This is a genomic window from Nocardia crassostreae (assembly GCF_001613405.1).
Classification (GTDB): domain Bacteria; phylum Actinomycetota; class Actinomycetes; order Mycobacteriales; family Mycobacteriaceae; genus Nocardia; species Nocardia crassostreae.
This window is the reverse complement of sequence record NZ_BDCH01000003.1, coordinates 120535-134467: the sequence shown is the minus strand read 5'-3', so window position 1 is coordinate 134467 and position 13933 is coordinate 120535. Positions and strand designations below refer to the sequence as shown.

Sequence of the window (13933 nt, the reverse complement as noted above, 5' to 3'; positions counted from 1 at the left end):
GAACCGGACTGCTGCGCGAGCTGTGCGTCAGCTCACTGAACTATGATAGTGACACAATTCCGACGGCACATTCTTGGCTCATCCGCTCAAGTATTCCGGCCGGTTTTGTACCTGAGATACAAATTCGGAGGTCCCCATGGCGGTCACGGCCACCAGCCCGGTGATCCGGCAGTGGATCGCCGACTTCGTCGCCGAAACCCTGCACACCGAAACCCTGGAGCAGGTGGTGACGCGGCTCGACAATGCGATCATCGCCCGTGTCCCGGAACTGCGCGATCGGGATATGCGCCGCGATCTGGCCGCCAGCACCCGCGCCCACGCCCTGGAAGTGCTCAGCGGACTCACCCAGGACCGCTTCGACTATCCGGTACCCGAACAGGCGCACGCCTTCGCCCGCACCATTGCCCGCCGCGGCCACGATGTCCGCCTGCTGCTGCGCGTCTATCACATCGGACAGGACGCGGTCGTCGACTACATGAGCGAGGTCATCGACCAGCGGCAGTTGCCGCAGGACATCGAAAGGGCCGTCCTGCTGCGGCTTTTCGAGCGCACCACGCGCTGGGTCAGCGCGTCGGTGGAAACGCTCACCGACACCTATATGGCCGAGCGCGAACGCGGCCTGCGCGCCGCGCTGAACCAGCGCGCCGAGATCGTGCGGGCGCTCCTGGACGGCGCCGAACTCGATATCGAGCAGGCCTCCGCGCGGCTGGGCTACCGGCTCGCGCAACGGCACCTCGCGCTGGTGTTGTGGACCGACGAGGACGCCGTACCGGCGGGACCCGACGGCGTGGACGAGGCGGCGGCCCTGCTGGACCGGGTGGCGGCGCGCTGCGCGGCCGCGGTCGGCAATGGCAGCGTGCTCACCGTGCCGTCCGGAGCCACGGCCCTGTGGGCCTGGATCGGCGTGGACGACGGCGTCGATCCCGCCTCGGCGCCGTGGCCGGTGGAGGCGCCGGTGCGGGTGGCGGCCGGAGTTCCCGCGGCGCACGCGGCCGGGTTCCGCGGCGGTCATCGCGAGGCGGTGGCGGCGCGGCACGTGGCCGAGCGGGCGCGGCCGGGGACGGCCCGGCTGCTGCACTATCCGGAGGTCGAAGTGGCCTATCTGGCCGGAGCCGACGAGATCGCCATGCGGGCGCTCATCGACCGGGAACTGGGCGCGTTGACGGCCCCCGACGCGCACACCGCGCGGCTGCGCGAAACCCTGCACGCCTATGTGCGCGCCCGGCGCAGCCCGGACGCCGCCGCGAAAATGCTCGGCGTACACAAGAACACCGTGCGTTATCGAATTCAGCGCATAGAGGAGCTACTCGGGCACCCCATCGACCAGCGCGGTCCGCGATTGGATATCGCGCTCGACTGCGTGGCCGTCTACGGCGTGTGAGGCGCGGTACGGAGGGCTGCGGCGCTCAGCTGGCGTCCTTGGCGGGCGCGGCCCCGCGCAACGCCGATTCGGCGGGCGCGACACCCCGGCGTTCGGGCAATTCCGCCAGCAGCGCGGTGGTGGCCGCCGCAATGGCCGCGACCGCTTTGTCCACAGCCGGTTTGGTATCCGTGGTCAACCCCGATACGCCGCCGATCGGGCGCACGTATTCCTGTGCGGCCGCGTAGATTTCCTGCTCCGTGGCCGGCGGCTCCAGCCCGCGCAACAGGGTGATGTTCCTAACCATGGCCCAGAGACTAGCGTTCGATTTCATTGTGTGACAGGCCAAGAATCAGGTCTTAACTTTCCCCGCAATTCCCCGTCCCGGATGGGCGCCGCCACACGCGATCGGCGAATACTCGGCCACTCCAAGATCGATGAGACAGAATCGAGGTATGCCAGCCCGCGATGTGCCCACGCTGATGACCTTCCCCTACCCGGAGCTCGACCAGCGCGAGGACGACCACTGGTCCGGTGCGCAGGTCTCCGACGACGAATTGCGCGCCCTGTCCCTGGGCGGTTTCTATTCGGCGCGCTGGGACGCCTTCCACGATGCGCTGCTGCTCGGCCCCGAACGCGAGCATCCGCTCGGCGACCGCCGCGAACTCGCCATCGACACCCTGACCGGGGCGTGGGGGATCACCGACGGCACCGAGGCCATGGCATCCATGGAGCAACTCCTGGACGGCATGCACGCACCGCTGTACGCGCTGGTGCATCCGCTCGTCCAGGCCGCCATCAATTCCCCCGAACGCGACCGTTTCGGCGAACGCGCCGACCGGCACCGGGCTTTCCTGCGGCAGGTGGGTTCCTTCCGCGGGATGGAGAATCCGGAGGCGCTGGTGCGCGATTACGACATTTGGTCGCAGGCCATCAAACTCGGCCTCACCGATCATCTGGTCCGCCCGCTGCCCGCCGATATTCAGGCGTGGGATCTGGCGCGCGTGGTGGCGGTCGCCCGGATGGCCTACACGGCCGGTTACATGGAAGCCGACACCGCATGGGATTACCTCATGCGCGCATTGCCTTTGGCGCAGCGGAAATATCGCAATTGGCGGCAATTCGGCGATGCCTACCTGGCGGGCTGGACCTACTGGCAGGCCTGTGAGGACCTGGCCGAGCTCAAGTCCGGCGGTGTGGACCGGCACATGGAGCTGCTGCGCCTGTGGATGCGGCCCACGAGCCCGTGGCGCCGCATCGACCTGCAACCCGGCGAGGAGTGAGTCAGTCCGGTAGCGACCGCAGAATCCCGCGCCCGTAGCGTTGGAACTGCGCATCGTCGACCATGCCCAGGGAATGCCGTTCCACCAGCAGTTCCCACTCCGAATAGAGCTTCTGCACGCCCGGATCGGCGGGACCGGCGGCCCCGTCGGCGGATTCGCGCTGAATGGCGAAATTCAAAGCGCCGGTGACGCGTTCGGTATCGGCCCGGTCGGCGCCGGTGAAATACCAGGTCAGATTGCCGTCATTGACCTCGACGCCGTACTCGCCGGGGGCGGCTCCGGAGGTCTGGGCATCATCGGTGGTCCGCGCCCACAGCAGGGCGGCAATGGGTAGCTCGTGCGCGAAACGCTTGGACGCGCCGATGGAGACGAAGATCAGCCGCGTGGTGGTGACCGCCAGCAGTCCGATGCCCTTGGCGTGCGGCGGCTGTGCGGTGGCAATGGCGGCCTCGAGGACGTACTCGTCCGGCGTGACATAGCGGTGCAGCGCCGAAATGGCCGGTTTGGCATCGCGTTTGGGCGCCATCCGCCGCACCGCGCGATCCACATCGGCGCGGGCCGGGCCGTTACGGCCCCAGGACGGGGTGGGCGGGGTCAGATCGGGGGCCGCCACATCCAGGCGCTGGGTGGCCAGGATCTGGGAGTTGATCCGCTCGACGATGACGGTCGCGGCGGGCACGTCGTGTTCGGCAATGAGCACCGGGAGGGGAGTCCGGTCGGCCGGGACACCGGTGAGCACCGGCGTGGGGTACCGCAGATAGATCTCGATGACGACGGCGTCATCAGCGCGCCGGTTGAGCCGGACCTTCAGAAGGTCGGAAACAGGTACGTCGAGCACGCGTTCGCCGTCCGTTCCGGGTCGCAGCACCGTCAACCGCCCGTTGCCGTGACGCACGATCGCTGTGGGTGTCCGTAGCTCGACTATGTCCATACCCCCTGCGCTCTGTTGTGTCGTCACTCACGATAGGACGACCATGCCATGATTGTGACCACTCGGTACGACACCTCGATGATGTCGCCCCGTCGTGTTGCCGCAGATGGTTGGGGAACCACCCGCGTTCTTCAGCCGTTTACCTGTTGAACTGCACTAGCTGCCGAACTGCGCGATGTATCGACTAGACCGTACGCGGTAACGTGGCATGTCCGCATCCGTTCACCGGAACCGGACACGCCACGAGGCATCTCGGGCATGACCGGATACACCCCCCGGAAAGGACTGGCCGTCGGCCGACGCTCTATGAACCGCAAGACTGTGTTCCGCAACCTGGCCAAAGTCGCGGGCTTCCTGCTCGTGATCTACCTGGTCAGCTACTTCAGCAACGACACGCGCGGCTGGAAGAGCGTCGACACGTCCGTGGCGCTCACCCAGCTCCAGGACAAGGGGAATGTCGACTCCGTTCAGATCGACGACAAAGAACAGCAGCTGCGCATCACGCTGAAGAACGGCAATGATGCGACCGACGGCCAGACCAAGATCATCGCGAAATATCCGGGCGGCAGCGATATTTCCGCCGAGATCCTGAAGGACGTGCAGGAGTCCGGCGCGAAGTACAACACCTCGGTCAAACAGGACAGCTGGCTGAGCCAGATCCTGCTCTTCATGCTGCCCATGATCATTCTGCTGGGCCTGTTCATCTTCGTGATGGCCCGCATGCAGGGCGGCGGCCGCGGCGGCATGATGGGCTTCGGCAAGTCCAAGGCCAAGATGCTGTCCAAGGACATGCCCAAGACCACCTTCGCCGATGTGGCGGGCGCGGACGAGGCCATCGAAGAGCTCTACGAGATCAAGGACTTCCTGCAGAACCCGGCGCGCTATCAGGCGCTGGGCGCGAAGATCCCCAAGGGCGTACTGCTCTACGGTCCGCCCGGCACCGGTAAGACGCTGCTGGCGCGCGCCGTCGCGGGCGAGGCGGGCGTCCCGTTCTTCACCATCTCCGGTTCGGACTTCGTCGAAATGTTCGTGGGCGTCGGCGCTTCCCGCGTGCGCGACCTGTTCGATCAGGCCAAGCAGAACAGCCCCTGCATCATCTTCGTGGACGAGATCGACGCGGTCGGCCGCCAGCGCGGCGCCGGTCTGGGCGGCGGTCACGACGAGCGCGAGCAGACGCTGAACCAGCTGCTGGTCGAGATGGACGGCTTCGGCGAACGCACCGGCGTCATCATCATCGCGGCCACCAACCGGCCCGACATCCTGGATCCGGCGCTGCTGCGCCCGGGCCGCTTCGATCGCCAGATCCCGGTCAGCAACCCGGATCTCGCGGGCCGGCGCGCCATCCTGCGGGTGCACTCGCAGGGCAAGCCGATCGCGCCCGATGCCGATCTGGACGGTCTGGCCAAGCGCACCGTCGGCATGTCCGGCGCGGATCTGGCCAATGTCATCAATGAGGCCGCGCTGCTCACCGTGCGCGAGAACGGCACCGTGATCACCGGTCCGTCGCTGGAGGAATCGGTCGACCGCGTCATCGGCGGCCCGCGGCGCAAGTCCCGCATCATCAGCGAGGAAGAAAAGAAGATCACCGCCTACCACGAGGCGGGCCACACCCTCGCCGCGTGGGCCATGCCGGATATCGAGCCGGTCTACAAGGTCACCATTCTGGCCCGCGGCCGCACCGGCGGTCACGCCATGACGGTGCCCGAGGACGACAAGGGTCTGATGACCCGCTCGGAGATGATCGCCCGGCTGGTTATGGCCATGGGCGGGCGCGCGGCCGAGGAACTGGTGTTCCACGAGCCGACCACCGGCGCCTCCTCCGATATCGACCAGGCCACCAAGATCGCCCGCGCCATGGTCACCGAATACGGCATGAGCGCGCGCCTGGGCGCGGTGCGCTACGGACAGGAGCAGGGCGATCCGTTCCTGGGCCGGTCCATGGGCATGAGCTCGGACTACTCGCACGAGGTGGCCCGCGAGATCGACGAGGAGGTGCGCAATCTCATCGAGGCCGCGCACACCGAGGCGTGGGTCGTGCTCAACGAGTACCGCGATGAGCTGGATTCGCTCGCGACCGCCCTGCTGGAACGCGAGACGCTGCACCGCAAGGATCTCGAGATCGTGCTCGCGACGGTCGAAAAGCGGCCGCGCATCACGGCTTTCAATGATTTCGGCGGCCGCACCCCGTCGGACCGCCCGCCGGTGAAGACCCCGCGCGAACTGGCCGCCGAACGCGGCGAGCCGTGGGAGGAGCTGGTGCGCCCGGTTCCGGCCGGACAGCCCGCCAATGGCGGTTATCCCGAAGCCGCCTACGGTGCGCCGCAACCGCAGCCGCCGTACGGCTATCCCGCCCCCGCCCCGGCCGGGTACCCGGCGCCGCAGCCCGCCTACCCGCGGCACGGCGGCGGCACGCACGGTTCGCGTCCGGACTACGGCGCTCCGGCCGGATGGTCGGCGCCGGGCTGGCCGCCGCAGGAGGACGATCCGCAGGCGCGCGGTGCGCAACCGCCGACCCGCGGCGAATACGGCGGCTGGGCTCCGGCCGGTGGGCAGCGCTACACCCCGGGGCAGCGACCGGACTACGGGCAGAACGCCCAGCAGCCCGCCGCCAGCCGTGAGGACGACGACAACGGCGACTGGGACGGACCGAACGGTCGCCGCTGATCGCGGCCCCGATACGCTCAACATGTTCGTGGCCGGGCTCGGCCCAGGGTGGACCGAGCCGGGCGCGAAGTGAGACACAGTTCGTGACCCGGCTCGGGTTGGCTCGGAATGCCCGGGTCGACCCGGGCCGTTGACAGTCGCGAACACGCCGCCCTCCGTAGGCGCGGCATTTTCAACACAGGAGGTGTCGATTGTCGGCCAATAACCGTGTCGTCTCCGGCCCGATCGCGCTCGACACCGGTCGGCCGTTCGACCAGGAGCGTGCCGAGAATGCCGTGCGCGAGCTGCTGCTCGCGGTCGGCGAGAATCCGGATCGTCCCGGTCTCGCCGAGACCCCGGCCCGGGTGGCCCGGGCCTACCGGGAAATGTTCGCCGGTCTCTACACCGAACCGGACGCGGTGCTCAACACCACCTTCGACGAAGGGCATCAGGAACTGGTGCTGGTGCGTGACATCCCCATGTACTCGACCTGTGAACACCATCTGGTGGCCTTCCACGGCGTCGCGCACGTCGGCTACATTCCCGGCCCGCACGGCCGGGTGACCGGACTGTCCAAGCTGGCCCGCCTGGTCGACCTCTACGCCAAGCGCCCGCAGGTGCAGGAGCGGCTCACCAGCCAGATCGCCGACGCCGTCATGCGCAAACTGGATCCGCGCGGCGCCATCGTGGTGGTCGAGGCCGAGCATCTGTGCATGGCCATGCGCGGTATTCGCAAGCCCGGCGCCAGCACCACCACCTCGGCGGTGCGCGGCCTGCTCCAGACCAGTTCCGCCTCGCGCGCCGAGGCCCTGGACCTCATCCTCCGGAAGTGAGCGCACCGACGATGGCCGAAAGCGGTTCCCGGTGGGATGAACTGGTAGTTCCCCGCGGGGGCCGCTCATGTGTCGTGATGGGCGTCGTGAACGTCACCAGCGATTCGTTCTCCGACGGCGGGCGCTATCTGGATCCGGGCCTGGCGATCGCGCACGGGCTGGAGCTGTACGAGATGGGCGCGGATATCGTCGATGTGGGCGGTGAGTCGACTCGTCCGGGTGCAGTGCGAATCGATTCGGAAACCGAAGCGGCGCGGGTGGTTCCGGTGATTCGCGGGCTGGTCGCGGCGGGTGTGCCGACCAGTGTGGACACCATGCGGGCGAGCGTGGCCGAGGCCGCCGTCGCGGCGGGCGTCTCGGTGGTGAACGACGTCTCCGGCGGGCGCGCCGATGCCGATATGGCCAAGGTCGTTGCGGCGGCGGGGGTTCCGTGGATCCTCATGCACTGGCGCGCGGCGGCGGACTACCGGCACACCGGTCCGGCCGATCACTACGGCGATGTGGTCGGCGAGGTGCTGGAGGAACTGCGCGTGCAGATCGATCTGGCCGTCGCCGCGGGCGTGGATCCGGGCAGGCTGCTGCTGGACCCGGGTCTGGGCTTCGCCAAGAATGCCGAGCACAACTGGGAATTGCTGGGCGCGCTGGACGAATTCGTCGGCACCGGGCTGCCGATCCTGATCGGGGCCTCGCGCAAGCGGTTCCTGGGCGCGCTGCTCGCCGATGCAAACGGGCCGCGCCCGCCCGACGGGCGCGAGGTCGCCACGGCCACCATTTCCGCGCTGGCCGCCGAGCACGGCGCGTGGGGTGTGCGCGTGCACGATGTGCGCGCCTCGCTGGACGCCATCGCCGTCACCGACGCCTGGCGGCGGGCCGCCGTAGAGTCTGGGCGGCGGGCCGCGCGCCGTCGTGAACCGGGAGAACGGATTTGAGCACCGATCGCATCGAGCTGCGCGGACTGCGCGTCTTCGCCCATCACGGCGTGTTCGATTTCGAGAAGCGCGACGGCCAGGAGTTCGTGGTCGATCTGACCGTGTGGACGGACTTCTCGGCCGCCGCCAAGTCCGACGATCTGGCCGAGACCATCCACTACGGCGAGCTCGCCGATCTGGTGGTGGGCATCGTGGGCGGTGCACCGCGCGATCTGGTGGAGACGGTGGTCTCCGAGGTCGCCGATCGGGTGATGGCCTGGGATCCGCGCATCGCGGCCGTGGAGGTGGTGCTGCACAAGCCTTCCGCGCCGATTCCGCATACCTTCGAAGACGTCTGGGTGGTCACGTCCCGCCGTCGCGAAGCGGAGGAGTAGCGGGTGAGTCGGGTAGTCCTGTCGATCGGTTCGAATCTCGGCGATCGGCTCGCACATCTGCGCAGCGTGGTGACGGCCCTGCGGCCGCGACTGCTGGCCGTGTCGTCGGTGTACTCCACGCCGCCCTGGGGCGGGGTGCCGCAACAGGACTACCTCAATGCCGTCCTGGTGGCCCAGGATCCGGACCTGGAGCCCAGCGATTGGCTGCGGCTCGGACAGGAGCTGGAGCAGGCCGCCGAGCGGGTGCGGGAAGTCCGGTGGGGCGCGCGCACGCTGGACGTGGACGTGGTGTGGGCCGGGCAGCGCCGCCGCGATGGCGAGATGGCGGTCCGCAGCACCGATCCCACGCTGACCCTGCCGCATCCGCAGGCGCACAATCGGGCCTTCGTCCTGGTCCCCTGGCTGGAGCTGGAGCCGGACGCGGAACTGGAGGCGGCCGGTGCGCGGCGGCCGGTGCGGGAATGGCTGGCGGCCTTGGACTCCGGTGAGGTGGACGGCGTGCGCCGCACCGAACTGACCCTCGGATGGCTGTAGTGAAGCCCACGCGCGTGCTGGATCTGACCGCCAATGTGGCGCTGGCCGCCGTGGTGGCCTGGATCGCCACCAATATCGCGTACTCCAGCTTCCCGCCCATCTCGGTGTTCTCCGGCGCCTCGCTGATTCCGGTGGCGGTGCTGGAGGTCGTGCTGGCCTTCGTGATTCGGCAGCGGGTGGAGAATCGCGGCATCGGCACCGACGAGCGCCAGTTGCATCCCATCACCGCGGCGCGGGCGGTGGCGCTGGCGAAGGCGTCGGCGCAGGTGGGTTCCCTGGTGGCCGGTATCTGGCTGGGCTTCCTGATCTGGCTGCTGCCGGAGCGCTCGGATCTGCGGGCGGCGGCCTCGGACACCCCGGGTGCGGTGGTGGGCCTGCTTGCCGGAATCGCCTTGGTGGCGGCGGCTTTGTGGCTGGAATATTGCTGTCGTGCGCCGATCGACCCGCCCGATGAAGCAGCTACTTCTTAGCTAACGGATTGGCAGTGATCGTGACCAAGGCGGGAGCCATGGCCCGAAGATCAAGCTACGCTGGCTGACATGGTTTCACCCTCCCGTACCAGTGCCACCCGTCGTCGGCGGGAGGACGCGGGAAAACTTTTCACCGGCGTACTCATCCTTCTCGGCTTGGTAGCCAGCGTTTTCCTGGTCTTCAGCGACAGCGTGCAAATGGTGCGCGTCGGACTCGTCGCGGCGCTCTGGGCGGCCGCCATCGGAGCCCTCGCCGCGACGCGTTATCGCAGGGAATCGGCGGTCGACAAGGCCAAAATCGGTGACCTGCAGAAGGTCTACCACCTCCAGCTGGAGCGCGAGGTTGCTGCGCGCCGCGAATACGAGCTCGGCGTCGAGCAGCGGGTGCGTCAGGAAGTCGGCGCGGACGCCGAGCAGATGGCCGCGCTGCGGGCCGAACTCACGGTGTTGCGCGAGAGCCTGCAGCGGCTCTTCGAAGGTCAACTGCCGCACGAGCGCACGGCCCTGCACGCCGATGCCTATCGCGTGCACGAACTGCCGAGCAGACAGCGCCCGGCGAACAATGCTGCCGCGAACGGTAACTGGGGCGACACCGACGATCACTGGGATCCGTGGTCCGCGCCCATCGACGACGGCGAACCGGATCCGCGCAGCCGCGTGACGCCGATCTTCGAACCCGATCATCCGGAGCCGCCCGCCTTCGCCAGCCCGTACGACGATCCGGTGACCGCGGAGACCTCGGTGGTCACCGATCAGGAATTCGATATGCGCGCGGCCAAATTCGCCGAGCCCGAGCCCGAACCGGCCGCGGATCCGGCGACCAAGCGCACCGAGCCTATTACGGGCGTGCCGCGGGAACCGCTGACCACGGTGGCCTGGTTCGAAAGCGATCCCTCCGCCGCGAGCGAGCCCGCCGTCGCGGACGCCGTCCCGGCGAACGGCCACGTCCACACGAACCTCCACATGCCGGTCGCCGAATCGCCCGCGCCGCCGACGCCCCGCCTCGCCCCCGAGCCCGCCCCGTCACCCATGGGCACGGCCAGCGCCCGCAGACGCCGCCGCGCCGAGGAGGACGGCGCCGACGAGGCCCCGCGCCTGTCGGTCGCCGAGATCATGGCCAACCTGCGGTCGGAGGGAAAGTAGCCCGGTGATCCGGGACCGCTGTAAGACATCCCACAGTCGATGGCCCCGGCGAATCGGGGCCGATATTCTGGGGCAGTAACCTCCGGTACCCGCCAAGCGGGACTGGAACGGCTTTTCGAGAGGACACAGTGACCTCGGACAAGGATGTCTGCGGGACCGATCCTGCGCCTGCACGATTGACGGTGGGAATCGTCTCGGCGGGACGCGTCGGATCCGCACTCGGTGCGGCACTCGAGCGTGCCGGTCATGTCGTATTCGGCGTCTCCGCGATTTCGGATGCGTCGCTGCGGCGTGCCGAGACCAGGCTGCCGGATTCGCGAATCCTGCCCGCAGCCGAGGTCGCCGCCCACAGCGAGCTGCTCATCCTGTCGGTGCCGGACAGCGAACTGGCCGGGCTGATCTCCGGTTTGGCGGCGGCGGGGGCCGTGCGGCCGGGCACCATCGTGGTGCAACCTCCGGCGCCAATGGCATCGGCATTCTCGCGCCGCTCACCGCCCTGGGCGCGCTGCCCGTCGCGATTCATCCGGCCATGACCTTCACCGGCCACGACGAGGACATCGCCCGGCTGGGCAATGCCTGTTTCGGGATCACCGCCGCCGACGAGATCGGCTATGCCATCGCGCAGTCGCTGGTCATCGAGATGGGCGGCGAACCGGTCAAGGTGGCCGAGGAGCACCGCACGCTCTATCACGCCGCCCTCGCGCACGGCAGTAATCACCTGGTCACGTTGATCGTGGATGCCGTCGAGGCGCTTCGGGTGGCGCTGTCCGGTCCCGGATTGCTCGGCCAGCAGGTGGTCGACGATCAGCCCGGCGGACTGGCCGAGCGCATGCTCGCGCCGCTGGTGTCGGCGGCGCTGGACAATGCGCTGCGCCGCGGCCAGGCCGCGCTGACCGGTCCGGTCGCCCGCGGCGATGTCGAGGCGGTGGCCGCGCATCTCGAGGCGCTCGAGGCCCTGGATCCCAGGCTGGCGGCGGGGTATCGCGCCATGTCGCTGCGTTCGGCCGAGCGTGCGAAGAGCAATCCCGCCCTGATCGATCTGCTGGAAGGACCCCGCCTGGGCGGTCAGGCCCGGAGGCGGCAGCGGAGCGTAACCACGGAGGGCCCTGACCAGGCGGAGAAAGGACACTGATGGACCCGAAACTGCGTGGCGCGTACAAGCGCGGTGAGCTCACCGTGCTGCACGATCCGGCGGTCGTCCAGTCGGTTGTCAAGGCATTGCGAGCCGTCGGCCGCAAGGTTGCTCTGGTGCCGACCATGGGCGCGCTGCACGAGGGTCATCTGGAGCTGGTGCGGCTGGCCAAGCGGACCAATCAGGTCGTCATCGTGTCGATCTTCGTGAACCCCTTGCAGTTCAACGAGGCCGCCGATCTGGACAAGTATCCGCGCACCCTCGAAGCCGATGTGGAACTGCTGCGCGGCGAGGGCGTGGAGCTGGTGTTCGCGCCCAGCCCGGCCGATATGTACCCGGACGGCCCGCGCACCACCGTGCACGCCGGACCGCTCGGCGACGAGCTCGAGGGCGCGCACCGCCCGGGGCATTTCGCGGGCGTGCTGACCGTGGTGGCCAAGCTGTTCCAGATCTGCCTGCCGCACGAGGCGTTCTTCGGCGAGAAGGACTATCAGCAGCTGACGCTCATCCGGCAGCTGGTGCGGGACTTGAACTTCGATCTGCGGATCGTCCCGGTGGTGACCGTGCGCGAGGCCGACGGCCTGGCGCTCTCCTCGCGCAATCGCTTCCTCGATCCGGTCCAGCGCGAGCTGGCGACCACGCTGTCGGCGGCGCTGGCGGCCGGTCGCCACGCCGCCGCCTTCGGCCCGGACGCGGTCCTGAAGACCGCGCACGAGGTGCTCGCCACCGCGCCCGAGATCGAGCTCGAATACATCGAGCTGCGCGGTTCGGATCTGGGCCCGGTCCAGGACAGCGGCAATGCCCGCCTGCTCATCGCGGCCCGGGTCGGCAGCACCCGGCTCATCGACAACATTCCCGTCACCGTCGGCGCTCCGATCGACGGCCATCCGACCACCCCCGACCAGCCCACTCCGGCAACCAACTGAGGAGGCGACGACGATGTTGCGCACCATGATGAAGTCCAAGATCCACCGCGCCACGGTGACGCACGCCGACCTGCACTACGTCGGCTCGGTCACCGTCGACCAGGATCTCCTGGATGCCGCCGATCTGCTGGAAGGCGAGCAGGTCTGCATTGTCGACATCACCAACGGCGCCCGCCTCGAGACCTATGTCATCGCCGGGGAGCGCGGTTCGGGCGTCATCGGAATCAACGGCGCCGCAGCGCATCTGGTGCAGCCGGGCGATCTCGTCATTCTCATCGCCTACGGCATGATGGACGAGGCGGAGCTGCGGGAATACGCTCCGCGCGTGGTGTTCGTGGACGACCGCAACCGGCAGGTGGAGCTGGGCTCGGATCCGGCGCACGCGCCGGAGGGGTCGGATCTGATCTCGCCGCGCTCGCTGTCCTACGCGCGCTGAACGCTCGCCCGACCGGTCAAGCCCGGAGGCGGGAACGCAGCGTAACCACGTAGGGCTCCGATCGGGCGAGGAAAGGACACCTCCATGCTGCTGACCATCGATGTCCGCAATACCAGTATCGAGCTGGGCCTGTTCTCCGGCAGCGGGGATCACGCCAAGCTGGTGAAACAGTGGCGGATGCACACCAATCCGCTGCTCACCGCGGATGAATTCGCCTTGCAGGTGCGCGGTTTGATCGGCGCCGACGCCGACCAGGTGATCGGCGTGGCGGCGCTGTCCACGGTGCCGCCGGTGCTGCGCGAACTGCGCGAAATGCTGAGCCGGTACTGGGGTCATGTACCGCACGTGGTGGTGGAACCCGGTGTGCGAACCGGGATTCCGCTGCTGGTCGACAATCCCAAGGAAGTCGGCGCGGACCGCATCGTGAACTGCCTGGCCGCCTATCACCGCTTCCAATCCCCGGCCATCGTGGTGGATTTCGGCACCGCCATCTGTGTGGATCTGGTGTCGGCCAAGGGGGAATTCCTGGGCGGCATCATCGCCCCGGGCGTGGAGATCTCCACCGAGGCCCTCGTCGAGCGCAGCGCGCTGCGCCGCGCCGAGTTGGCGCGGCCGCGGTCGGTGGTCGGCAAGAATTCCATGGAGTGCATGCAGTCCGGTGCGATTTTCGGGTTTGCCGGATTGGTGGACGGATTGATCGATCGCATTCGCGACGAATTCGACGCCTTCGCCGGTGACGATGTCTCGGTGGTGGCGACCGGGGCCAGCGCGCCGCTGATCGTGCCCGAATCCGAGACCATCGATCACCACGAACCGCATCTCACGCTGGACGGTCTGCGCCTTGTCTACGAGCGCAACCAGCAACGGCGCGCCCGTTAACACGGTTCATTGTGATGTATTCGTCGCCGCCGGGAGCTATTGACCGGCGGCGATCCACTG

14 protein-coding genes and 1 pseudogene are annotated in these 13933 nt (G+C 68.4%); 13 read left to right on the top strand and 2 right to left on the bottom strand.

Annotated features, from left to right (window positions below; all coding sequences use genetic code 11):
* Positions 1 to 136 precede the first annotated feature (136 nt).
* Positions 137 to 1381, top strand: coding sequence for a PucR family transcriptional regulator (locus tag NC4_RS01905; protein WP_067531518.1), 1245 nt, complete (start codon positions 137 to 139; stop codon positions 1379 to 1381).
* Positions 1382 to 1406: 25 nt separating this feature from the next.
* On the opposite strand, the gene NC4_RS01900 is transcribed toward NC4_RS01905, so the two are convergent.
* Positions 1407 to 1667 (bottom strand): DUF2277 family protein, encoded by a 261-nt coding sequence (locus tag NC4_RS01900; protein WP_067531516.1) that lies wholly within the window; start codon positions 1665 to 1667, stop codon positions 1407 to 1409.
* Between the two features lie 148 nt (positions 1668 to 1815).
* On the opposite strand from NC4_RS01900, the gene NC4_RS01895 reads away from it, so the two are divergent.
* Positions 1816 to 2643 (top strand): DUF1266 domain-containing protein, encoded by an 828-nt coding sequence (locus NC4_RS01895; protein WP_067531514.1) that lies wholly within the window; start codon positions 1816 to 1818, stop codon positions 2641 to 2643.
* 1 nt (position 2644) lies between these two features.
* Here NC4_RS01895 and NC4_RS01890 read toward each other — a convergent pair whose 3' ends face one another.
* Entirely contained in the window at positions 2645 to 3601 is a 957-nt protein-coding gene (locus NC4_RS01890) for a hypothetical protein (protein WP_245721440.1), read from the bottom strand.
* 279 nt (positions 3602 to 3880) lie between these two features.
* On the opposite strand from NC4_RS01890, the gene ftsH reads away from it, so the two are divergent.
* From ftsH to NC4_RS01835, 11 genes and pseudogenes are all read left to right on the top strand, one after another.
* Positions 3881 to 6238: an ATP-dependent zinc metalloprotease FtsH gene (gene ftsH / locus NC4_RS01885; RefSeq protein ID WP_067531510.1), complete on the top strand. Its 2358-nt coding sequence runs from the start codon at positions 3881 to 3883 to the stop codon at positions 6236 to 6238.
* A gap of 191 nt (positions 6239 to 6429) precedes the next feature.
* Positions 6430 to 7050: a GTP cyclohydrolase I FolE gene (gene folE / locus NC4_RS01880; protein ID WP_067531507.1), complete on the top strand. Its 621-nt coding sequence runs from the start codon at positions 6430 to 6432 to the stop codon at positions 7048 to 7050.
* A 77-nt stretch (positions 7051 to 7127) separates the two neighbouring features.
* Complete coding sequence (gene folP / locus NC4_RS01875; protein WP_439957469.1) at positions 7128 to 7979, top strand: dihydropteroate synthase; 852 nt, start codon at positions 7128 to 7130, stop codon at positions 7977 to 7979.
* On the top strand, positions 7976 to 8353 hold the full coding sequence (gene folB, locus NC4_RS01870) for a dihydroneopterin aldolase (RefSeq protein WP_067531502.1): 378 nt from the start codon (positions 7976 to 7978) through the stop codon (positions 8351 to 8353). Before folP ends, folB begins: the two co-directional genes overlap by 4 nt.
* Before the next feature lie 3 nt (positions 8354 to 8356).
* Positions 8357 to 8887: a 2-amino-4-hydroxy-6-hydroxymethyldihydropteridine diphosphokinase gene (folK, locus tag NC4_RS01865; protein WP_067531500.1), complete on the top strand. Its 531-nt coding sequence runs from the start codon at positions 8357 to 8359 to the stop codon at positions 8885 to 8887.
* On the top strand, positions 8878 to 9357 hold the full coding sequence (locus NC4_RS01860; RefSeq protein ID WP_067531498.1) for a DUF3180 domain-containing protein: 480 nt from the start codon (positions 8878 to 8880) through the stop codon (positions 9355 to 9357). The genes folK and NC4_RS01860 overlap by 10 nt, the downstream gene beginning before the upstream one ends.
* A 69-nt stretch (positions 9358 to 9426) precedes the next feature.
* The gene (locus NC4_RS01855) at positions 9427 to 10500 is read left to right on the top strand and encodes a DUF6779 domain-containing protein (RefSeq protein ID WP_157554146.1); all 1074 of its coding nucleotides are present in this window, start codon (positions 9427 to 9429) and stop codon (positions 10498 to 10500) included.
* A 128-nt stretch (positions 10501 to 10628) separates the two neighbouring features.
* Positions 10629 to 11632: pseudogene (locus NC4_RS01850) on the top strand (Rossmann-like and DUF2520 domain-containing protein).
* The gene (gene panC, locus NC4_RS01845; protein ID WP_067531496.1) at positions 11632 to 12558 is read left to right on the top strand and encodes a pantoate--beta-alanine ligase; all 927 of its coding nucleotides are present in this window, start codon (positions 11632 to 11634) and stop codon (positions 12556 to 12558) included. Before NC4_RS01850 ends, panC begins: the two are co-directional and overlap by 1 nt.
* Positions 12559 to 12571: 13 nt before the next feature.
* Positions 12572 to 12994, top strand: a complete 423-nt coding sequence (gene panD / locus NC4_RS01840) for an aspartate 1-decarboxylase (RefSeq protein ID WP_067531494.1) — start codon at positions 12572 to 12574, stop codon at positions 12992 to 12994.
* 84 nt (positions 12995 to 13078) lie between these two features.
* Complete coding sequence (locus tag NC4_RS01835; RefSeq protein WP_067531492.1) at positions 13079 to 13873, top strand: type III pantothenate kinase; 795 nt, start codon at positions 13079 to 13081, stop codon at positions 13871 to 13873.
* Positions 13874 to 13933: the final 60 nt, after the last annotated feature.